General features: G+C 68.7%; 24 protein-coding genes. 6 read left to right on the top strand and 18 right to left on the bottom strand.

Going from position 1 to position 19,906, the window contains the following annotated elements:
• Positions 1-75 precede the first annotated feature (75 nt).
• Both eccD and mycP read left to right on the top strand, forming a co-directional pair.
• Positions 76-1,443, top strand: a complete 1,368-nt coding sequence (gene eccD / locus JOM49_RS10070; protein WP_209664041.1) for a type VII secretion integral membrane protein EccD — start codon at positions 76-78, stop codon at positions 1,441-1,443.
• A 26-nt stretch (positions 1,444-1,469) separates the two neighbouring features.
• Complete coding sequence (gene mycP / locus JOM49_RS10065; protein ID WP_282771552.1) at positions 1,470-3,146, top strand: type VII secretion-associated serine protease mycosin; 1,677 nt, start codon at positions 1,470-1,472, stop codon at positions 3,144-3,146.
• A gap of 78 nt (positions 3,147-3,224) precedes the next feature.
• Here the strand turns inward: mycP and JOM49_RS10060 are convergent, their stop codons facing one another.
• From JOM49_RS10060 to eccB, 3 genes are all read right to left on the bottom strand, one after another.
• Entirely contained in the window at positions 3,225-4,442 is a 1,218-nt protein-coding gene (locus tag JOM49_RS10060) for a WXG100 family type VII secretion target (RefSeq protein WP_209664040.1), read from the bottom strand.
• Positions 4,442-4,756 carry a hypothetical protein gene (locus JOM49_RS10055; protein WP_209664039.1) on the bottom strand — a complete coding sequence of 105 codons (315 nt, stop codon included), beginning with the start codon at positions 4,754-4,756 and terminating at the stop codon, positions 4,442-4,444. Before JOM49_RS10055 ends, JOM49_RS10060 begins: the two co-directional genes overlap by 1 nt.
• Before the next feature lie 67 nt (positions 4,757-4,823).
• A complete protein-coding gene (gene eccB, locus JOM49_RS10050; protein ID WP_209664038.1) occupies positions 4,824-6,485 on the bottom strand; it encodes a type VII secretion protein EccB in 1,662 nt (553 codons plus the stop codon).
• Positions 6,486-6,760: 275 nt separating this feature from the next.
• Here eccB and JOM49_RS10045 point away from each other — a divergent pair, with 275 nt between their 5' ends.
• From JOM49_RS10045 to JOM49_RS10035, 3 genes are read left to right on the top strand one after another with little or no spacing between them, the layout of a single operon-like run.
• Positions 6,761-7,036: a hypothetical protein gene (locus tag JOM49_RS10045; protein ID WP_209664037.1), complete on the top strand. Its 276-nt coding sequence runs from the start codon at positions 6,761-6,763 to the stop codon at positions 7,034-7,036.
• On the top strand, positions 7,033-8,214 hold the full coding sequence (eccE, locus tag JOM49_RS10040; protein WP_438801097.1) for a type VII secretion protein EccE: 1,182 nt from the start codon (positions 7,033-7,035) through the stop codon (positions 8,212-8,214). Before JOM49_RS10045 ends, eccE begins: the two co-directional genes overlap by 4 nt.
• Entirely contained in the window at positions 8,211-8,933 is a 723-nt protein-coding gene (locus tag JOM49_RS10035; RefSeq protein ID WP_113695910.1) for a hypothetical protein, read from the top strand. Before eccE ends, JOM49_RS10035 begins: the two co-directional genes overlap by 4 nt.
• Before the next feature lie 543 nt (positions 8,934-9,476).
• Here JOM49_RS10035 and JOM49_RS10030 read toward each other — a convergent pair.
• On the bottom strand, positions 9,477-9,728 hold the full coding sequence (locus JOM49_RS10030; protein WP_209664035.1) for a hypothetical protein: 252 nt from the start codon (positions 9,726-9,728) through the stop codon (positions 9,477-9,479).
• 63 nt (positions 9,729-9,791) lie between these two features.
• Between JOM49_RS10030 and JOM49_RS44320 the strand changes: the two genes are divergently transcribed.
• Complete coding sequence (locus JOM49_RS44320; protein WP_372444214.1) at positions 9,792-10,124, top strand: DUF559 domain-containing protein; 333 nt, start codon at positions 9,792-9,794, stop codon at positions 10,122-10,124.
• Here JOM49_RS44320 and truA read toward each other — a convergent pair.
• The 14 genes from truA to JOM49_RS09960 all read right to left on the bottom strand — a co-directional run bounded on the left by truA (position 10,030) and on the right by JOM49_RS09960 (position 19,758).
• Complete coding sequence (truA, locus tag JOM49_RS10025) at positions 10,030-10,872, bottom strand: tRNA pseudouridine(38-40) synthase TruA (protein ID WP_209671025.1); 843 nt, start codon at positions 10,870-10,872, stop codon at positions 10,030-10,032. The genes JOM49_RS44320 and truA overlap by 95 nt on opposite strands.
• 65 nt (positions 10,873-10,937) lie before the next feature.
• Positions 10,938-11,522 carry a 50S ribosomal protein L17 gene (rplQ, locus tag JOM49_RS10020; RefSeq protein WP_209664034.1) on the bottom strand — a complete coding sequence of 195 codons (585 nt, stop codon included), beginning with the start codon at positions 11,520-11,522 and terminating at the stop codon, positions 10,938-10,940.
• Between the two features lie 77 nt (positions 11,523-11,599).
• Complete coding sequence (locus JOM49_RS10015) at positions 11,600-12,673, bottom strand: DNA-directed RNA polymerase subunit alpha (protein ID WP_153035983.1); 1,074 nt, start codon at positions 12,671-12,673, stop codon at positions 11,600-11,602.
• Positions 12,674-12,788: 115 nt separating this feature from the next.
• A complete protein-coding gene (gene rpsD / locus JOM49_RS10010) occupies positions 12,789-13,394 on the bottom strand; it encodes a 30S ribosomal protein S4 (RefSeq protein WP_209664033.1) in 606 nt (201 codons plus the stop codon).
• 23 nt (positions 13,395-13,417) lie between these two features.
• Positions 13,418-13,822, bottom strand: a complete 405-nt coding sequence (rpsK, locus tag JOM49_RS10005; protein WP_091505007.1) for a 30S ribosomal protein S11 — start codon at positions 13,820-13,822, stop codon at positions 13,418-13,420.
• Positions 13,823-13,842: 20 nt separating this feature from the next.
• A complete protein-coding gene (locus tag JOM49_RS10000; RefSeq protein ID WP_209664032.1) occupies positions 13,843-14,031 on the bottom strand; it encodes a hypothetical protein in 189 nt (62 codons plus the stop codon).
• On the bottom strand, positions 14,028-14,408 hold the full coding sequence (rpsM, locus tag JOM49_RS09995) for a 30S ribosomal protein S13 (protein ID WP_209664031.1): 381 nt from the start codon (positions 14,406-14,408) through the stop codon (positions 14,028-14,030). Before rpsM ends, JOM49_RS10000 begins: the two co-directional genes overlap by 4 nt.
• A 205-nt stretch (positions 14,409-14,613) precedes the next feature.
• Positions 14,614-14,727 (bottom strand): 50S ribosomal protein L36, encoded by a 114-nt coding sequence (gene rpmJ / locus JOM49_RS09990; protein ID WP_004558882.1) that lies wholly within the window; start codon positions 14,725-14,727, stop codon positions 14,614-14,616.
• Between the two features lie 37 nt (positions 14,728-14,764).
• Positions 14,765-14,986 (bottom strand): translation initiation factor IF-1, encoded by a 222-nt coding sequence (infA, locus tag JOM49_RS09985; RefSeq protein WP_009948665.1) that lies wholly within the window; start codon positions 14,984-14,986, stop codon positions 14,765-14,767.
• A gap of 388 nt (positions 14,987-15,374) precedes the next feature.
• Entirely contained in the window at positions 15,375-16,148 is a 774-nt protein-coding gene (map, locus tag JOM49_RS09980) for a type I methionyl aminopeptidase (protein WP_209664030.1), read from the bottom strand.
• Positions 16,149-16,192: 44 nt separating this feature from the next.
• Positions 16,193-16,747, bottom strand: a complete 555-nt coding sequence (locus tag JOM49_RS09975) for an adenylate kinase (RefSeq protein WP_209664029.1) — start codon at positions 16,745-16,747, stop codon at positions 16,193-16,195.
• Positions 16,744-18,051, bottom strand: a complete 1,308-nt coding sequence (gene secY / locus JOM49_RS09970) for a preprotein translocase subunit SecY (RefSeq protein ID WP_209671024.1) — start codon at positions 18,049-18,051, stop codon at positions 16,744-16,746. Before secY ends, JOM49_RS09975 begins: the two co-directional genes overlap by 4 nt.
• Before the next feature lie 356 nt (positions 18,052-18,407).
• Positions 18,408-19,028 carry a LysE family translocator gene (locus JOM49_RS09965; RefSeq protein ID WP_209664028.1) on the bottom strand — a complete coding sequence of 207 codons (621 nt, stop codon included), beginning with the start codon at positions 19,026-19,028 and terminating at the stop codon, positions 18,408-18,410.
• A 97-nt stretch (positions 19,029-19,125) separates the two neighbouring features.
• Positions 19,126-19,758 (bottom strand): hypothetical protein, encoded by a 633-nt coding sequence (locus JOM49_RS09960; protein ID WP_209664027.1) that lies wholly within the window; start codon positions 19,756-19,758, stop codon positions 19,126-19,128.
• Positions 19,759-19,906 lie beyond the last annotated feature (148 nt).

The following is a 19,906-nucleotide window of genomic DNA, read 5'->3' as shown; positions in this document are numbered from 1 at the left end:
GGGTATAAGTAGCCCGCAGCATTCTCTCTAGGCAGGGGGCATCCAGTGGCTACGGGCACGACGGTATTCAGCAGGGTGACGGTGGTCGCGCCGCGCACCCGCATCGACGTGGCACTGCCCGCCGACGTCGCGGTGGCCGATCTGCTGCCGATGCTGCTGGACATGGCCAAGGAGACCACCCCGGACGGCGGCGCCCGCCACGGCGGCTGGGCACTGGCCAAACTGGGTGACGCCCCGCTGGACCCGAGCCGCACGCTGGCCTCGCTCGGCGTGATCGACGGGGAACTGCTGCAGCTGCGCAAGCGCAACGAGAACCCGCCGCCCCCGCTTTACGACGACGTGGTCGACGCGATCGCCGAGTCGGACCCGGACAGCTTCCGGCCCTGGACCAAGGAGACCGCCCAGCGTATCGGCCACATCGCCGGCGGCCTGGCGCTGTTCTTCGCGGCCGTCGCGCTTTTTGCGGGCGGAAGCTTGTTCGGTGGCAGCGCGCTGGCCGCCGCGATCGCCGGCGGGGTCGGCTCGATCGCCTGCATCGCGCTCGGCGCCACCCTGGTCAAGGCGTACCAGGCGCAGGCGACCGGCGTGCTGGTCGCCGCGGCGGGCGGGCTGCCACTCGCCTTCGTCAGCGGCTTCTACATCGTGCCCGGGCTGGGGATCCGGGCGAACCTGCTGCTCGCCTCGGCACTGGTGCTGATTGTCGCGTCGGTGGCGATCATGGTCATCGGCGCGGGCATCACCACGTTCATCGCCGCGGCCACCGCCGCCGCGCTCTGGTCGCTGGCCTTCCTGGTGGCGACCTTCGTCGCGCACCCGATGCCGGGCATCGCCGCCGGCACCGCCGCGGTTTCGCTGGCCTTCATCTCGATGCTGCCGCGGATCACCCTGCAACTGGCGAAACTGCCGTTGCCGCACGTCCCGGGCAGCGCGGAGGAGCTCAAGGAGGACTCGGGCTTCCCCGACTACACCGCCATCGAGCGCCGCACGGCCGTCGCGCACAACTACATGACCGGCCTGCTGATCGGCTGCGGTGCCACCGCGGCGCTGGCGTCGATCATCACCGCCACCTCGCCGAGCATCTTCGGCGTGATCATGGCCGTGGTCGCCACCCTCGTGCTGCTTCTGCGGGGTCGTGCCTACGCCAACGGCAGCCAGGCCGTCGCCCTCCTCGCCACCGGCATCGTTTCCGCGGGCGGAATCCTGCTGGGCTGGCTCTGGACCGAGGACGGCATGGGTCGGCTGATCTTCGTCGCGGGCACCCTGGTGCTGGTCGCGGCGGGGGCGCTGGTGGTCGGCGTGATCTTCCCGGGGCAGCGTTTTTCACCGCCGCTTCGCCGCACGGTCGAGATCATCGAGGCCATCTGCATCGCCACGGTGCTGCCGCTCGCGCTGGCCGTGATGGACCTGTACTCGACGCTGCGCCACATCGACTTCCCGCGCTGAGCGGGGAACCTTTTTAGGGGGAAGAAGTGCGTTCGTTCGGAACACCGGCGCGGGTGGCGACGGTCCTGCTCACCGCGGCGGTCGGGGTGCTGGCTCCCGGCCTGAGCCCGCTCACCGCGGGCGCGCAGCCGGGTTCGCCGCCGCCGGGCACCACTCCGGGAACGGCGCCGCTGATCCCGCCGCCGGTGGACATGTCGAAGCTCCCGACCGCGACGAACCGGCCGGACAAGAACTACGCCAAGAAGGTCGAGTGCGTCTCGCGCGACCTCGACAACGACATCCCGCTGCCGGACATCCCCTGGGCGCAGAAGTACCTGCAGCTGGACAAGGTCCACGACCACATGCGCGCGGCGACCAACGGCCACGTCGGCATGACGCCGACCGGGGCGCCCATCCGGGTCGCGGTGATCGACACCGGCGTGACGGAACACCCCGCGTTCGGCCAGCCGGTGCAGAGCGGCGGCGACTACGTCAAGACCGAAGGCCGGGGGCTCGAGGACTGCGACGGCCACGGCACCGAGGTGGCGGGCATCATCGGCGCCCGCAAGCAGGACGACATCGGCTTCATGGGCATGGCCCCGGATTCGCAGATCGTGTCCATCCGGCAGTCCAGCCAGAACTACCAGGTCGACGACAAGCCGCCCGCGGCACCACCGCCCGCCAGCAGCGGCGCCCCGGCGCCGTCCGGCTCGCAGCCGCCGCCCTCCGGCGGCGCGGAGGAGTCCGGTACCGAGGAACCCGCCGAGTCGAGCGGCACCGCGGGCGCGTCCGCCTCGGACACGGTGCCCGGCCAGGGGAACCAGGGCCGTCAGCAGGGTGGGCAGGGCGCCGGCAACCTGAACACGCTGGCGCAGGCGGTCGTCACCGCGGCCGACCTCGAGGGCGTCAAGGTCATCAACATGTCCGTCGACAACTGCCGGCCTGCTTCTGGCGGCGGAATCACGCCGGAGGAGCGGGCTCTGCAGGCCGCGGTCCGGTACGCGGTGAACAAGGACGTCGTGGTGGTCGCCGCGGCGGGCAACACCTCCGAGGCGTGCAAGCAGAACAGCCAGCCGGACCCGAACCAGCCGATCAACATCGTCAGCCCGCCGTGGTTCACCGAGGACGTGATCTCGGTGGCGGCGATCGACGAGACCGGCGGGGTGGCGCAGTTCAGCGTCAACGGGCCTTGGGTGACCGTGGCCGCGCCGGGCACGAACATCATCTCGCTGGACCCGTCGAAGAACGCGCAGATGGACGACTTCGCGAACCAGACGATGGAAGGCGACCAAGTCCTGCCGATCCAGGGGACCAGCTTCGCCGCACCGTACGTGGCCGGGCTCGCGACCCTGATCAGGGCGAAGTTCCCGGACCTGAACGCGCGGCAGGTGATGAACCGGATCACCAGCACTTCGCAGCACCCGGGTTCGCGCACCGGGCGGGACCAGTTCGTCGGCTACGGCGTGATCAACCCGATGGCGGCGCTGACCGCGGTCATCCCCGGTGAGGACAAGATCGGCCTGACCACCCCGTTCCAGCAGCAGATCCCCGCCCCCGCCGCCCTCCCGTCCGATCTTCCGCCCGCAAATGACGGCGACCGCACTCCGATGATCGTCGCTCTCTCCGGCGCGGCCGGCGGCGTGGTGGCCCTGCTGATCACCCTGTTCGTGGTGCACACCGTGCGCCGCAACCGCCCAGCCCCCACCCCCCAAAAATCCACCTGACCCCCACCGCACTCTTCTGCGGGCAAAAGCATGTCACCCCGGTTTACGGGGGCCGACATGCTTTTGCCCGCAGAAGTGTCAGGCGCCCTTCTCGGGTGGCTTTTTGCCTGGGTCTTCGCCGAGGACCGGGGGCGCGACCTGCTCCGGCTTGCCGAACAGGTCCGCCGGGTCGGTGGTCGCCCGCGTCTTCACCCGGTGCTCCTGGTTGCCGCCCTGGCCGCCGCCCATGCCACCCATCCCCATGGGCATCATGCCGCCCATCATCGGGGACCCGGTCGCCGCCGCGGCGCCCCTTGACGCTGCAGCAGCCCCTTGGTTCGGTGCCACCGGCTCAGCAGGTGGCGCACCCGCGGCGGTCTGGTTGCCGCCGGCCGGTGGCAACGGCGGCACAGCTGTGTCGCTTCCCACCGCTCCGGCACCGGCCCCACCGCTCGCTGCCTGTTCCTGGCCGCCACCGCTACTGCCTGGGCCCGCTGCCGCCTTCTCAGCAGGCGAGGCTTCCTCCGACTCTGCTGCCAAGGCCGCTGCCGGCTCGGCATCGTCCTTCAACGCAAACTTCTCGCCGGGGAACTGGATCTCCATCGCGACGCTGCGTTCGCCGACTTCCTGCCCCTCGACCCCGTCGCATAGGCGGGCGAACTCCTCGAGCACGTCACGTACGGAGTCGTGGAGAGCCTGCGTGGACTGCTGCACGTCGAGCAGATGGGTCCTCGCCCGCTCGGTCCCACCGACCGGAAGCATCGCGGCCTCGGACGCCACTTCCGCGGCATCAAGCACGACGTCGATCATCGTGCCGGTGATGCGCTCGATCGCGTCGGCTGTGTCGTCGAGGGCGTCGGCCATGGTGTTCATGGCCTCCTGCGCGGCCTCACTGGCTGAGTTGACCTTGCCCATGTAGGCGACGAAGGCGTCGGCGTTCTCACCCTCCCACCCCGCATCCACCCGGCCAAGCGGCTCCGCCAACACCTCGGAGATTTTGCCCGCAGAAGCCGCAGCCGCACGCCAGCGCTCTGCTTCTGCCCGCATTTCCGTCCATTGGCCGACGACGGGCACCAGGTGAGCTTCGACGACGTCGGTGACGCCCAACTGCCTCGCCAGCTCAGACAGGAAGTCGAGGTGCCCGCCCTTGCCTTCTTCCTCCGCCAACACCGCGCCAGGAGCCTCCTCCACCCGCGGCGGCAAGCCCCCCACCTGCACCGATGTGGCGGCATCCTGCTTTTGCCCGCTAAAGCCTACGGCCGCGGTGGGGGTGCGTAGGCCTTGGAAGACGTCGGGGTCTGGGTCCGGGTTGCCCATCAGGACTCCACCGCCTTCTTCAGCGTCGCCACCGCGTCTTCCTCGCCGCCGCCGTGCTGCCCGGCGACCTCGCGCAATGCTTCTGCGGCCGAAAGCAGGGCGTCTCGGCCGGTGGCGAGTTGGGTGTGCAGGGCGGCGGCGGCTCGCGCGTAGGCGTCGGCCGCCCCCGCTTCCCGTCCCAGGACGCCGAAGTCCTCACCGGTCAGCGACTGCCCGGTCAGCGAGCCGTGCGCGGTGTCCAGGCCGGCCGCGGCATCCTCCACCGATCTCGCGTAATCGGCGACAACCTCGGCATCGACCTTGAACCCCGACACGACCACACCTCCGGACTCGACTGCCCAACTACTGCGGTGTGACGACGAGCCCCCGCCGACGGTTCCCTCAGCCGCCCGCGCCACCGGCCTGCGGCGTCCCGCTCGGGAACGAGCCCGCGTTCGGGTCCACCGGCACCGAGTCGTACGTCCGCTTGGCGTCGTTGACGTTCAACGTCGTCGCCGCGGCCGGGAGCAGCTTGAGGATGTTCTCCGGCGCGGGCGCCTGCGCGTCCGGGCCGAACAACGCCTGCGCCGTCGGCAGGTCCGGCACGCCGTAGCGCAACCCGAGGTCCGAAACCAGCGAGATCGGCCCCGACGCGAACGAGTCCTTCGACTGCGCCGCCCGCACCACGGCCGCCCGGCCGGGCTGCATGTAGAAGCTGTCGATCTTCGTCCCGTCCGGCGTCGGCTGGCCGACCGAGACCGGCGTCCTCCGCGCCCCGTTGGCGTCCTTCGGGAAGGGCACCTCGTTGCTGACGTAGACCGCGGTGCGCTCGTCCTTGGTCGCGCCGTCGCCCTCGGTCCGCCAGCCGAGGCAGGTCGCCGGCGTGCCGCTCTTGATCGGGTCCAGGATCTCCGGCTTCAGCTTCGGGTAGGTGTCCACCTTCAGCGCCTCGGGCATGCCCGCGATGATCTGCTTGACGTTGGCGATCCGGTCGAGGTTCACGGTGCGAACCTCCTTGTTCTGCTGCACCACGGTGTTCGTGGTCCGGATGATGTCGCCCGCCACCTCGGAGATCTGCTGGATACCGGTGGAGTGGATCACCCAGAACTGGGGTGCGCCGCCGGAAGGCTGCGTCTTGAAGACCGCGCCGACGGGCAGGCCGTCGATGTCGAACGGGCTCGGCGCGCCGGCGTTCGGCACCCGCTGCTCGTTCAGCTGGTCGACCTCCGGGATCGCGTTGAGCAGACCGGTCGAGATCTTGCGGCCGTTGACCGTGATGCCCAGCGCCGACTTGACGATGTTGCCCGGCGCGAGCCGCGCCTTGACCACGCTGGCGTTCGGCTGGTTCGCGTGGTTGGCGAGCCGGTAGACCAGGTAGGTGGCCGCGTTGTCGCCGGTGACGAGCAGCGCCTCACGGTCGCCGAGTTCCCGGCCCATGCCGTCGGTACCGAGGTTCGGGACGCCAGCGAGCACGCTCGTCTCCCGCGTCGCCTGCTGCAGGCCCACGTTCTCCGGCTGGTTCGGGTCGATGCGGAGGAAGTCGCACACCGCCCAGTTGTCGGAGATGCGCTGGTCCTTGTTCGGGAGGAGCTGTGGCGCGTTGACGATGCCCTGGAGCCGCCCGCGCGGGATGTCCTTGAGCTGTTCGTCCGGCACCACCGCGGGCTCGACGAGCTTCGGCGCGGCGGGCTGCTGCTGGCCTCCCTGCTGACCCTCCTGCGGCGCCTGCTGTTGCTGGCCGTGGAGCATCAGCCGCGCGGAGGCGAGGTTGAAGGTCGGGACGAGCTTGGTCGGGTTCTCCGTTTTCACGTAGATCTGCCCGGACTGCTCGCCGATGACGATGCCCGCGGCCGGCGGCTTCGGGGCCGGCTTGATGAAGCCGAAGATGATGAACCCGAGCATGCCGATGACGGCCAGCACGACACCCACGATCGTGGCGCGCGAGTGCGTCCGCATGGGGTCGTGGAGCATCACGGCGTCCTTGCGGACCAACGCGGACTGCATCCGGCGCAGCACGAACTGATATGCCTGGACCTGAGACTTTGTTGTCGGTGTTGACGGCATTCTCGACCTACAGCTCTCCCACTCGCGGTACGGTTCCGCAGGATAGCCGCACGGGGACGGCTGGTGGTTGGTTTCTACCAACTCCGGCTAGGGTTCAACACTCCGGACTGGCTTTCCGGCGCAGTTGCAAGCACGAGGGGAAGAGAACGAGCGGATGTCGGTCACCACTCCTCCACGTCCACCTGGACCTCCGGGACCGCCTCCGGGTTCGCCGCCACCCCCGCCCGGCGGCCGTCCGCCGGGACCGCCGCCGAGGCGTCCGGGAGGCCCCGCCGGTGGGCCTGGTGGCCCAGCCGGACCCCGCGGTCCCGGTGGACCGGGCGGACCTGGTGGGCCCGGTGGACCGGGCGGACCTGGTGGCCCCGGGGGACCGGGAGGTCCCGGTGGCCCTGGTGGCCCGCCGAGGGGTCCTGGTGGCCCTGGCGGTCCGAGCGGTCCTCCCCCCGGCCCGCCGCCGCGCCCCGCCGGTGGTCCTCCGCCGGCCGCGCCGGTCCGGATCGGTGCCGCGCGCCGTCGCGCGATGGGCATCAACCTCGGGCCGCTGCCGGTGATGAACCTCGTGGTGGTCGAGGTCGGTCTCGCGATCGGGCTCGTACTGCTCGCGATCAACGAAAAGCTGCTCTACGTCTCAATCGGTGTGACGGCCGTCGCTTTGGTGATCGCTTTTCTGCGGTGGGGCGGGCAATGGTTCACCCAATGGGTGGGACTGAGCCTGCGGTATTCGATGCGGTCGCACAGTCGCGTGGCGAATCCCACCCCGCCCAGCAGCATCGAGTCGATCGCGGCCGCCGAGGACGCGGTGACCGGTCCGGACGATCCGCGGGTGAACCTGCTGCGGCTGGTCGTCCCGGACCTCGTGGTGGCGCACGGCGTCGACCACGAGCGGCAGCAGGTCGGCCTTGCCTGGAACGACGGGACCTGGACCGCGGTGCTGCTGGTCGAGCCGGCGCCCGCGTTGATCAGCCAGGCCGGCGGGGCGCCGAGTCTTCCGCTGTCGGCGCTCGCGCCGTGCCTCGAAGACCGCGGTGTGGTGCTCGACTCGATCCAGGTGATCTGGCACTGCTACCCGGGTAGCGCGGCTCTGCCGTCGGACTCGCCCGCGTTGAGCTCATACATGGAGGTCCTGGGCCCGCTGCAGGCAGCCGCGCGGCGGACGACCTGGGTCGCCATCCGACTGGACCCGCGGCGCTGCCCCACAGCCGTGCGCGAACGCGGCGGCGGCGTCGTCGGCGCCCACCGCGCCCTGATCGGTGCACTTTCGCGGGTAAGAAACGCCCTCGAGTCCCAAGGCGTCCCCACCCGCCCCCTGGACCCCGACGAACTCCTCCGCGCCGGGCTTTCGGCCGCAGAACTCACGGCCGTCGCCGGCTCGGGCACCCGCGTCGCCCTGCAGGAGCGCAAGGACAGCGTGACTTCTGCGGGCATCGGCCATGCCAGCTACGCGATCAGCGGCTGGCCGAAGGGCAAGATCACCGGCACGCTCAACGCCCTGAGCAGCGTGCGCGCCCTCTCCTCCACCATCGCCATGTCGATCTCACCTTCTGCGGACGAAGGCCGGATCGGCCTCCGCGGCGTGGTGCGCTTGAGCGCGCGAAACCCGCGTGAGCTGGACGTCGCGTCCGACCGGATGAAGGCCATCTCCGACCGGCTCAACATCGACCTCACCCTGCTGCGTGGCCGCCAGGTCGCCGGCCTGGCCGCCACGATGCCGATGGGAGGCACGGCATGAGCACGCGAATGCGCGACGCCGGCCAGAACATCGGCGTGGCTCCCGAGTTCTCGGTGGACCCGGCGATGCTCGACGCGGTCAGCCCGTCCGGCGACCGTGGCGGCATCGTGCTGGGCTCCGGGCTCAAGGACGAACCGCTGACCATCTCGGCGCTGCGCTCCACGCCGACCAGGATCGTGCTGGTCGGTGGGCTCTACCTGGCCCGGCAGGTCGCCCTGCGAGCGATGGCCGTCGGCGCGTGGGTCGTGGTCGCCACCGGCCGCCCCACGGCGTGGCAATTGCTGGCTAAAGCGGCCGGCAACCAGCCGAACGGCCGCCCGTCTCCGCTGGTGCAGATTCGCCGGCTTTCGCCGGTGGAACTCCCGCGGCCGTCGGAAGACGCCCCGCTGCTGGTGATCACGGACGGCGGCCCGACCCCGCAGGACCTCTTCCCGCCGCGTTCACCGTGGCAGACGACGGTCTACGTGCTGCCCTACCTGCACCCGCAAGCCGGCGCGACGGCCAACGCCGCAGACCTGGTCCTGATGCAGCGACTCCCGATCGGCCAGGCGGAGCTCGCCGCGCGGATCTGGAACCTGCCGCCGCAGATGATGCGGCAGTTGACCACGCTGAAGGACGACCAGGTGGTGGCCCTGGGCCGCAACCTGTGGCGCCCCCTGCGCCTGGTCACCACCCCCAAGGAACAACAACTCCTAGGCCCAGTCCGCCGAGGCGACTAACCACCCAACCGGGCGGGGATGCTTCTGCAGGCAAAAGCATCCCCGCCCGGCTTTTGCCTGCAGAAAGACGTCTGGTGGGCGGCCTAGCACATGGGCGTGAGGGCTGTGGAGTTCTTGGCGAGTTGGGGATAATTCGGGCGCGTTTGCTGTCACGGGCGCAGTTCTGTCGGGGTTGCTTTCCAGGATCCGGGTATGGCCACTACCCCCGCCTCCTCCTGCAACCTGGAAGACGTCTTCCGAGGTTCGGCCGCAGTCGCTGCCGGACTCATTACCAGGGCACACCTGCAAGGCCCCCGGTTCAGGCGGCTGTTCCAGGACGTCTACGTGCCTTCGCACATCAAGGTCACCCACAAGCTCAGATGCCGTGGCGCAACCTTGCGAGTGCCTCCAGAGGCGGTGCTCACCGGCCGCTCGGCGGCAAGTGTTATGGGAGTTCCACTCGCCAACCCATACGACCCCGTTGAATTCGTCGTGCCCGAGGGCTCCCGCTTCGGGCCGGTCGTGGGAATGCGCATTCGGCGAACTAATATCCAGTCGCACGAATCAGAGCCGTGGGGCAATGCGCGGATAGCCCTCCCATTGCGCATCGCTCTCGACCTGATCTTTCGTCACACGCCTCGCATCAGAGGAGCCGTGCGCCGCCTGCGCGCGGCCGTCCCTGACCTCGACATGTTCCTGCGTAAGGTCAAGGTCGAGATCGAGACGCTCAAAGCCGAGTGCCGCAAACGGAGAAACTGGGGCGTCCGCCTCGGCCGCCTGGCAGTCGAGCTCATCGATACCAAGGCCGAGTCGCACCCCGAATCCGAACTGCGAGTCGTCCTACTGTGCGGCGGTCTTCACCCGACGACACAACTCAACGTGCACAAGAATGGCGAGTTCCTGGGCCGCCTGGACCTTGCGCTCGAAAAGGAGAAGGTGGCCATCGAATATGACGGCAGCCTGCATGACACTGCGGCTCAGCGACGACACGACAAGAAGCGGCGATGCAAGCTGACCAAAGCTGGCTGGCGGTTCGTCATCATACGGGCGAAGGATCTTGCGACCGACTACAGAGTCATTTTGACTCGAGTCCGGCTCGCCCGATCCCGCCCAGGAGCTACGAGACAGAATCCGACGTCCGGACGTTGCGGGTCTGCTCAGCTCGCTTGGCCAGTTCGGCGTCAGGCGGATAGTCGACGGCGACCAAGGTGAGGCCGTGGGCAGGCGCCACGGCGCTGTCCCGCACACCGGTACCCAACTGCTGACGAGGCCAGGCAACGTCCCTGCGCCCGTCTCCCACCGTGAGGAGCGCGCCGACGAGGCTGCGGACCATCGAATGGCAGAACGCGTCCGCTGAGACCTCGACTTCAACCGAATACTCCGCCGTACGGCGCCACACCAGCCGCTGCAGCTCGCGGATCGTGGTGCCGCCCTCACGATGCTTGCAGAAGGCGGCGAAGTCGTGGAGGCCGAGCAACTCGGCAGAAGCCTCGTTGAGCCGGTCCACGGACAAGGGACGCCCCCAGGCGAGCGTGTGGTGCCGATGCAGGGGATCGACGCCCCAGGGGGCATCTGAGACCCGGTAAAGGTAGTGCCTGCGCACCGCGGAGAACCGCGCGTCGAACCCAGGCGGCGCAACCCCCGCAGCCAGCACTCGCACATCTGCGGGCAGATGCCGGTTCCAGCGGTGGCGCATGCGCTCGAGGTCGGGAACCCCACGCTCATCCACCGGGATCCGGGTGTTCGAGCTTTTGCCCGCAAAAGGCTGAGCGTCGAGGTGGAGGACTTGGGCGGCGGCGTGGACGCCGGCGTCTGTGCGGCCGGCGACTACGACGGAACGGGGGACGGAGACGCCTGGGGGCTGCTTGGCCAGGGTGTCTTCCAGGACGCCCTGAACAGTGCGCCGACCTGGTTGTTTGGCCCAGCCGGAGAAGTTTGTGCCGTCATAAGACACTTCCAGGCGCAGACGGACGAGCCCGCTCTCCCCGGTGGGGAGGGCGGGCTCGTCCGGGATGCCTGCTGCCGTCAGGACTCGTCCTTCTTGGCGGAGCTTTCGCCCGCAGAAGCGTCAGCGCCTTCGGCGGGGGTGGGGGTGGCGTCCTTGGTGGCCGACTCGGGCGCTTCCGCGTCCTGGTCGGTCTCCGTGGCCTCGGCGTCGGCCTTGGTCTCCTCGGCCGGGGCGTCCGTGGTCTTCGGGGCCTCGTCCTTGGCGAACTTGGTCTTGCGCGCGGCCTGGGCCTCCGCGGTCACGGTCTTCTCCGCCACCAGTTCGATGACCGCCATCGGGGCGTTGTCGCCCTTGCGCGGCATCGTCTTGGTGATGCGGAGGTAGCCGCCGGCGCGGTCCTCGAAACCGGGGCCGATCTCGGCGATCAGCTTGTGCACGACCGACTTGTCGCGGATGATCTTCTGGATCTGCCGCCGGTTGTGCAGGTCACCGACCTTGGCCTTGGTGATCAGCCGCTCGGCCAGCGGGCGCACCTTGCGCGCCTTGGCCTCGGTCGTGGTGATCCGGCCGTGCTCGAACAGCGAGGTGGCCAGGTTGGCCAGCAGGTGCCGCTGGTGCGCGGCCGACCCGCCGAGACGGGCTCCCTTGGTGGGGGTGGGCATCGGTTCTCCTAGTTCAGCTTCTCAGCCACGGAACCAGGTCGCTCCGATGCGTCACCACATCGGAGCGACCACCGGTCCTACAGCTGCTCCGTCTCTGCGTAGTCCTGGCCATCGTCGTGGCCGTTGTCCGAAATACCGTCGGTGATCCCGCCAACGCCCTCGGACCAGCCCTCGCCGTCGTAGCTGGTCGCGGCCGCGGTCGGGTCGAACCCGGGCGGGCTGTCCTTGAGCGCGAGGCCCAGGCCGACGAGCTTCAGCTTGACCTCGTCGATGGACTTCGCACCGAAGTTGCGGATGTCGAGCAGGTCGGCTTCTGACCGCGAAACCAGTTCGCCGACCGTGTGGATGCCCTCGCGCTTGAGGCAGTTGTACGACCGCACCGTCAGGTCGAGGTCTTCGATCGGCATCGCGTAGGCGGCGATGGTGTCCGCCTCCTGCGGCGACGGCCCGATCTCGATGCCCTCGGCGTCGACGTTGAGCTCGCGCGCCAGGCCGAACAGCTCGACCAGTGTTTTGCCCGCAGAAGCCACGGCGTCGCGCGGGGTGATGGACGGCTTGGTTTCGACGTCCAGGATGAGCTTGTCGAAGTCGGTGCGCTGCTCGACACGGGTGGCCTCGACCTTGTAGGTCACCTTCAGCACCGGCGAGTAGATCGAGTCGACCGGGATCCGGCCGATCTCGGCGCCGGCCTGCTTGTTCTGCAGCGCGGGCACGTAACCGCGGCCACGCTCGACGACCAGCTCGATCTCCAGCTTGCCCTTGCCGTTCAGCGAGGCGATGTGCAGATCCGGGTTGTGCACGGTGACCCCGGCCGGCGGCACGATGTCCGCGGCGGTGACCTCACCAGGGCCCTGCTTGCGCAGGTACATGGTGACCGGCTCGTCCTCCTCGGAGCTCACCACGAGCTCCTTCAGGTTCAGGATGATGTCGGTGACATCCTCCTTCACCCCGGGAACGGTGGTGAACTCGTGCAGCACCCCGTCGATGCGGATGCTGGTGACCGCCGCGCCCGGGATGGACGACAGCAGCGTGCGCCGCAGCGAGTTGCCGAGCGTGTAGCCGAAACCGGGCTCGAGCGGCTCGATGGTGAACCGGGACCTGGTCTCGTTGACCGTCTCTTCGCCGAGAGCCGGCCGCTGGGAAATCAGCACTTTCTTCTCCTTGTCCTGCCGACGCCCGCCATATGACGCCGAAAGGGGTGGCGTGGCGGCGGCGCACTCCGGGCGCCGCCGCCCGATCACCGCCGGGCCGGTGGCCCGGGCGGGATCACTTCGAGTAGAGCTCGACGATCAGCTGTTCCTGGACCGGAACGTCGATCTGCGCGCGCTCGGGCAGCTGGTGCACCAGCACCCGCAGGTTCGACTGGACGACCTGCAGCCACGCCGGGATCGGGCGGTCGCCGAAGGATTCCTTCGCCGCCACGAACGGCAGGGTGCCCATCGACTTCGGCTTGACGTCGATGATGTCGAACTTCGAGACCTGGAAGCTCGGCACGTTGACCTTCTTGCCGTTGACCAGGAAGTGGCCGTGGCTCACCAGCTGGCGGGCCTGACGGCGCGTCCGGGCGATGCCGGCGCGGTAGATCACGTTGTCGAGCCGGGACTCCAGGATCTGGAGCAGGTTCTCACCGGTCTTGCCGGTGCGGCGCACAGCGTCCTTGTAGTAGCGGACGAACTGGCGCTCGAGCACGCCGTAGGTGTAGCGAGCCTTCTGCTTCTCCTGAAGCTGAAGCAGGTACTCGCTCTCCTTGATGCGACCGCGGCCGTGCTGGCCGGGCGGGTACGGGCGGCGCTCGAAAGCCTGGTCGCCGCCGATGAGGTCAACCTTGAGGCGACGGGAAATACGCGTCGCCGGGCCGGTGTAACGAGCCATTTCTGCTTACTCCTCCCCGTTCCTCAGACCCGGCGCCGCTTGGGCGGGCGGCAGCCGTTGTGGGGCTGCGGGGTCACGTCCTGGATGGTGCCGACCTCGAGACCTGCGGCCTGCAGCGAGCGGATCGCGGTTTCGCGGCCCGAACCCGGGCCCTTCACGAACACGTCGACCTTCTTCATGCCGTGCTCGGCGGCCTTGCGGGCCGCGTTCTCAGCGGCCATCTGCGCGGCGAACGGGGTCGACTTGCGGGAACCCTTGAAGCCGACGTGCCCGGAGGACGCCCACGAGATCACCGCACCGGTCGGGTCGGTGATCGACACGATGGTGTTGTTGAAGGTGCTCTTGATGTGGGCGTGGCCGTGGGCCACGTTCTTCTTTTCCTTGCGCCGGACCTTCTTGGCCCCGGCGGTACGAGACTTCGGTGGCATGTCTGGGTGCTTCTCCTCGGTTAGCGCGAGTTGGCTTGGTGAGCGGCGGCCGCTTCACGCTGCCCGCGCCGGATCACGGAACCGGCGTCGGTGTACAGCTGGCGGAGCGCCATCGGGCGGGCGTACAGAGCGGACGGTGAAACGCACGAACCCGTGCCGCGGCGCTGGGCGCCACCGATGTGCACGACCTTCTTGCCCCGGATGCTCACTTCTTGCCAGCCTTCTTCTTGCCGGCGACCGTCTTCTTCGGACCCTTGCGGGTGCGGGCGTTGGTCTTGGTCCGCTGCCCGCGGACGGGAAGCCCGCGGCGCCACCGCAGACCCTCGTAGCACCCGATCTCGATCTTCCGACGGATGTCGGCGTTCACCTCGCGGCGAAGGTCACCCTCGACCTTGAAGTTCTCGTCCAGGTAGTCCCGCAGCTTCAGCAGGTCGTCGTCGCTGAGGTCCTTGACGCGGGTGTCCGCGTTCAGCTCGGCGGCGGCGATCATCTGCTGGGAGCGGGTACGGCCGATGCCGTAGATATAGGTCAGCGCGATCTCCAACCGCTTTTCGCGGGGGAGGTCTACGCCAGCGAGTCGTGCCATTGGCGCTGGTGCTCCTTGTCTGGTTTCGTCTCTTCAGGTCTGCTCCCCGCCCGGTCCCGGGACCGACTCGCTGTCGATCCGGGGGCTTGCGCCTCCGGTGTCCCGGCCCCGGCCTGAAGCCCGGGGGTGAACCGGGCCGCTGGGCGGCCCGGCAGGTGCGGGGAGAGTTGGTTTGCCGTCAATCCACTCTTCGACGAGCGGGTGATCAGCCCTGCCGCTGCTTGTGCCGCAGGTTCTCGCAGATCACCATGATCCGGCCGTGGCGGCGGATCACCTTGCACTTGTCGCAGATCTTCTTGACGCTCGGCTGGACCTTCACGTCTCCTGCTTTCTAGCTCGAACTCGTTGCGCCGTGATCACTTGTAGCGGTAGACGATGCGACCACGGGACAAGTCGTAGGGCGAGAGCTCCACGACAACCCTGTCCTCGGGCAGGATGCGGATGTAGTGCTGCCGCATCTTGCCGCTGATGTGTGCAAGGACCTTGTGGCCGTTCTCCAACTCGACGCGGAACATCGCGTTGGGAAGCGGCTCGATTACGCGGCCTTCGACCTCGATGGCCCCGTCCTTCTTGCCCATGTCCTCCGCGTTTCGTGATTGGTTGAGCGGTGAGTGCTTGCGATGGTGCCCGGCGCACGCGCCGCCCCGACTCCGATGCCGCAAGTGATTACACGCGCGCTGGAACCGACGAGATGAGTACGCCGACTTGACAGTGTACGCAAGCCGTGTCGCGACACCCAACCGGGGGTTGACTGTGTTACGTCACATCGCGGTCGGGCGCTTCCGGCAAGCCGAGGCCGCCGGGCTGCCTCCAGGGTAGACGGCGGCGGGGATTGCCGCCACCAGGCGAGAACACCTGGTCAGGCGACCCAGAACAGCCCGATCGAGGCGCCCCACCGGGGTCGGCATGCTTTTGCCCGCAAAAGCATGCGGGCCTGGTTTTGCCTGCGGAAGCTGGTGGGCGGGGTCAGGCGGGGGCGGTGAGGACCCAGGGGCCGTCGTCGGTGATGGCGACGGTGTGCTCCCAGTGCGCGGCCCGCGAGCCGTCGGCGGTGACCACGGTCCAGCCGTCGTCCAGTTCGAGGGTCTCGCCCCCGCCACCGGTCAGCATCGGCTCGACGGCGAGCGCCATGCCCGGCCGCAGCCGCGGCCCCTTCCCCGGCTTCCCGACGTTCGGCAGGAACGGCTCCATGTGCATCTCGGTGCCGATGCCGTGGCCGCCGTACTCGAGGATCATCCCGTACTCGATGCCGTCGGCCTCGCCGGCGCGTTCCGCGGCGGTCTGCACGGCATACGAGATGTCGGTCAGCCGGGCACCCGGCTGCACCGCCTCGACACCCGCCCACATCGCCGTCCGCGTGGCGTCCGACAACGCGAGGTCCTTCGCCGAGACAGCCGCCCCGACGGCGATGGTCACCGCCGAGTCGCCGTGCCAGCCGTCCAGGATCGCACCGCAGTCGACCGAGATCAGGTCGCCGTCGGCCAGCACCTGCGAAGTCGCCGGGATGCCGTGCACGATCTGCTCGTTCACCGAGGCGCAGATCGACGCCGGGAACCCGTGGTAGCCCTTGAACGAGGGCACCGCACCGGCGTCCCGGATGGTCTGCTCGGCGAGTTCGTCGAGCTCCTTCGTCGAGACGCCGGGCCGTGCGGCCTCGGTGACCAGCTCGAGCGTGCGCGCCACGACCAACCCGGCGGCGCGCATCGCTTCCAGCTCGCCCCGGGACTTCAGCTCGATCATGCGACCTCGGCGGAGAAACTTCGGTACACGCAGTCCGCCCACAGTCACCGTCGGTCGGGCAGCGCGGCCAGCACCCTGGCCGAGACCTCGTCGACCTCGCCGACGCCGTCCACGGCCACCAGGATGTCGCCGTAGTACTCCAGCAGCGGCGCGGTCTCCGACCGGTACACCTGCTGGCGCCGGCGGACGACCTCCTCGGTGTCGTCGGAACGACCCCGCGAAAGCAGCCTGGCGACCACGACGTCCTCGGGCACCACGAGCTGGATCACCGCGTCCAGGCTGGTGTCGGTGTCGGCCAGCATCTGGCCGAGCACGTCCGCCTGCTTGGTGTTGCGCGGGAAGCCGTCGAGCAGGAAGCCCGCCTTGGCGTCCGGCTCGGCCAGCCGCTCGCGGACCATCTCGTTGGTGACGGTGTCGGGCACCAGTTCACCGGAGTCCATGTAGCGCTGCGCCTCGCGGCCCAGCGGCGTCTGCTCGCCGACGTGCGCGCGGAACAGGTCGCCGGTGGAGATGTGCGGCACCCTGAGTTTTTCGGACAACGCGGTCGCCTGCGTGCCCTTCCCCGCTCCGGGAGGCCCGACAAGAACCAGCCTCGTCATCGGAGGAACCCTTCGTAGTTGCGCTGCATGAGCTGGCTTTCGATCTGCTTCACGGTGTCGAGGCCGACACCGACCATGATCAGCACGGCGGTACCACCGAACGGGAAGTTCTGGTTGTTGCCGTCACCGGTGATGGACAGGAAGAAGTTCGGCAGGATCGCTACCAGGCCGAGGTAGATGGAGCCGGGCAGGGTGATCCGGCCGAGCACGTAGCTCAGGTATTCGGCGGTCGGCCGCCCCGGGCGGATACCCGGGATGAACCCGCCGAACTTCTTCATCTCCTCCGCACGCTCGTCCACGTTGAACGTGATCGTGATGTAGAAGTACGTGAAGAAGATGATCAGCGCGAAGTACAGCAGGATGTGCACCCAGCTGGACTGGTTGACCACGTAGTTCTGCAGGAACACCTGCCAGCCCGAGCTGCTGTTCGGGTCGCCGATCAGGCGGCTGATCAGGTCCGGCAGGTACAGCAGCGAGGAACCGAAGATGACCGGGATGACACCGGCCTGGTTCACCTTGATCGGCAGGTAGGTCGAGGTACCGCCGTACATCCGGCGGCCGACCATGCGCTTGGCGTACTGCACCGGGATCCGGCGCTGGCCCTGCTCGACGAAGATGACCGAGGCGATGATCGCCAGGCCGAGGATGCAGACGAAGGTGAAGACCACGGCGTTGTTGCGCTCGAGGATGTTGGCACCCTCGGTCGGCAGCTGGGCCGCGATGTTCAGGAAGATCAGCACGGACATGCCGTTGCCGACGCCGCGCTCGGTGATCAGCTCACCCAGCCACATCATCACCGCGGTGCCCGCGGTCATGGTGATCACGATCAGCGTGAGCGAGTAGATGCTGTTGTCCGGGATGACCGGCTGGTCGCAGTCCTGGAACAGCTGCCCGCGGTCGGCCAGCGCGATCACGCCGGTCGCCTGCAGGATCGCCAGCGCGATGGTCAGGTAGCGGGTGTACTGGGTCAGCTTGCCCTGACCGGACTGACCTTCCTTCTTCAGCTCCTCGAACCGCGGGATGACCACGGTGAGGAGCTGGACGATGATGCTCGCCGTGATGTACGGCATGATGCCCGTCGAGAAGATCGACAACTGCAGGAGAGCCCCACCGCTGAAGAGGTTCAGCAGCGAGTAAATGCCCTCTTGATCGGTCTGCGCCTGACATGCCTGGACGTTGGGGTAGGAAACCCCAGGAGCTGGGGTGATCGCGCCGAGCCGGTAAACGGCCACGATCATCAGCGTGAACAGGATCTTCTTGCGCAGGTCCGGCGTCGCGAGAGCCGAGCGGAAGGCGCTGAGCACGCGGGGGACCTCCTCGACGTCGTCGGCCATCGGACCGACGAACGGCTTGGCCGGCACGGTGGCCGGCGGGAACACAACTCACTGGCAGGCAAGCCAGGAACGCATCAGGGCACACTGGCCCCAAAGCGTGTCGCCGACTCTAACAGCACCCGGATCGGCCGTGGCACCGCGTGCGGCTTATTCGTTCGAGGACGAATCCGGGGGTTGCTCGGAAGAGGTACTGGTCACCCGTTCGTGGAGCGTGATCTTCACCGGTGAGGGCGGTCACAGCCGCCGGAAACCGCTGGGGTGGGGGACATTCTGTCCGCTGTGAGCGGACAGAAAAGACTGGCGGAACCACCCGGGTGGCCTAGTACTCAGGTTCTGGAGCCGGCGAGCAGCCCCGCCATGCCGAGCAGGACGACGCCGGTGCCCCGGTCGATGTTGCGACGGGCGCGCAGGCTCATGCGGGCGGCGTTCACCAGAGTGCCCACGACGATGTAGACGGTGCCGGCGAGGAACTCGGCCAGCAGGTAGACCGCGCCGAGGAGCGCGACCTGGGCGGGCACCGGCCCGTGGGCCGGATCGATGAACTGCGGCACGAACGCGGTGAAGATGAGCACCGCCTTCGGATTGGTGATCGCGACCAGGAACTCCTTGCGCGCGATCGCCACCGTCGTACCCGCAGGCACCGGTTCGTCTTTTGCGGGCAAAAGACGACGGGCCTCGATCAGGACGCGAATGCCCAGGTAGACGAGGTAGGCGACGCCGACCCACTTGACGATGGTGAGCGCGGGTTCCCAGGCGGCGAGGAGCTGGCCGAGCCCGGCGGCAACGGCCGCGATGAGCAACACGAACGCGGCGAGCCTGCCGAGGAGGCCGACGATCGCCTTGCCGAAGCCGTGCCCCATGCCGTGGTGCATGCCGAGCAGGTTGTTCGCGCCGGGAGTCAGCGCGATGAGCGTCGAAGCCCCGAAGAAGACAGCCAGCCAGCCCATTCCCACCACCTCCAGATGGCGCGACCCTACCGGCGGCCCCCACCCACCCGCGCCCCGATTTCCGCCGGGATGCTTTTGCGGGCAAAAGCATGCGGGGTCACGTTTGCGCTGGTGGGGAGGGGTCTGCCGGGATGGGGAAGCCGTAGCGCGGAGTCGAGGTGTCCTGGGTGGTGGCTCGTGGACGAGGCGTTCGCGGTGGGTCCAGATTGACCAGGATCGCGGCGACGATGGCGAGGACCGCGGCTGCGGCGATCAGCCAGTAGCCGAGTCCGGGGCCGGCGGGGGCGCCGGTCGCGGAGAACAGGTCCGCCCAGCCGATGGCCTGCATGCCGATCGAACCGACGATCGCGAGCAGGAAGGCGGCAGCCGCGACAGAGACGGAGCGCGCCAGCGTCGTCGTGCCGGTTTTGATGGAGCGCCCGGTGAGGACGGCGGCTGCGCCGAGGAGCAGCGCGGCGACGACCAGCATGACGCCGTTGCGAGCGAAGGGGGTGAGGACGTTGCCCTCTTCGAGGCTGGGCAGTCCGGCGGCGTCGGATTCGGCAGCCCAGCCGGTGACGGTGATGCCGACGCCCTCGGCTCCCTCGATGCCGGGTACGACGCTGACGAAGAGCGGGAGGAAGGAGCCGGCGACCGTGAGGAGGAGCGCGACCAGGGCCAGGAGGACGCTCAGGCCCCGGCGCTGGTCTCGGACAGTGGCCGGTTCAGGTGGGGGCGGCTGATCCGTCATGGCGCGATCCTGGCACCGGGATGCTTCTGCGGGCAAAAGCAGGCCGGGAGACTTTCGCGGGCAAATGCAGGGCCGCACGCTTCTGCGGGCAGAAGCAGGGCCCCAGGCTTCTGCGGGCAGAAGCAGGGTGCGGGCTTCTGCGGGCTGA

The sequence above is a fragment of the Amycolatopsis magusensis genome (assembly GCF_017875555.1).
Classification (GTDB): Bacteria; Actinomycetota; Actinomycetes; order Mycobacteriales; family Pseudonocardiaceae; genus Amycolatopsis; species Amycolatopsis magusensis.
This window is presented reverse-complemented; position numbering and strand designations above follow the sequence as displayed.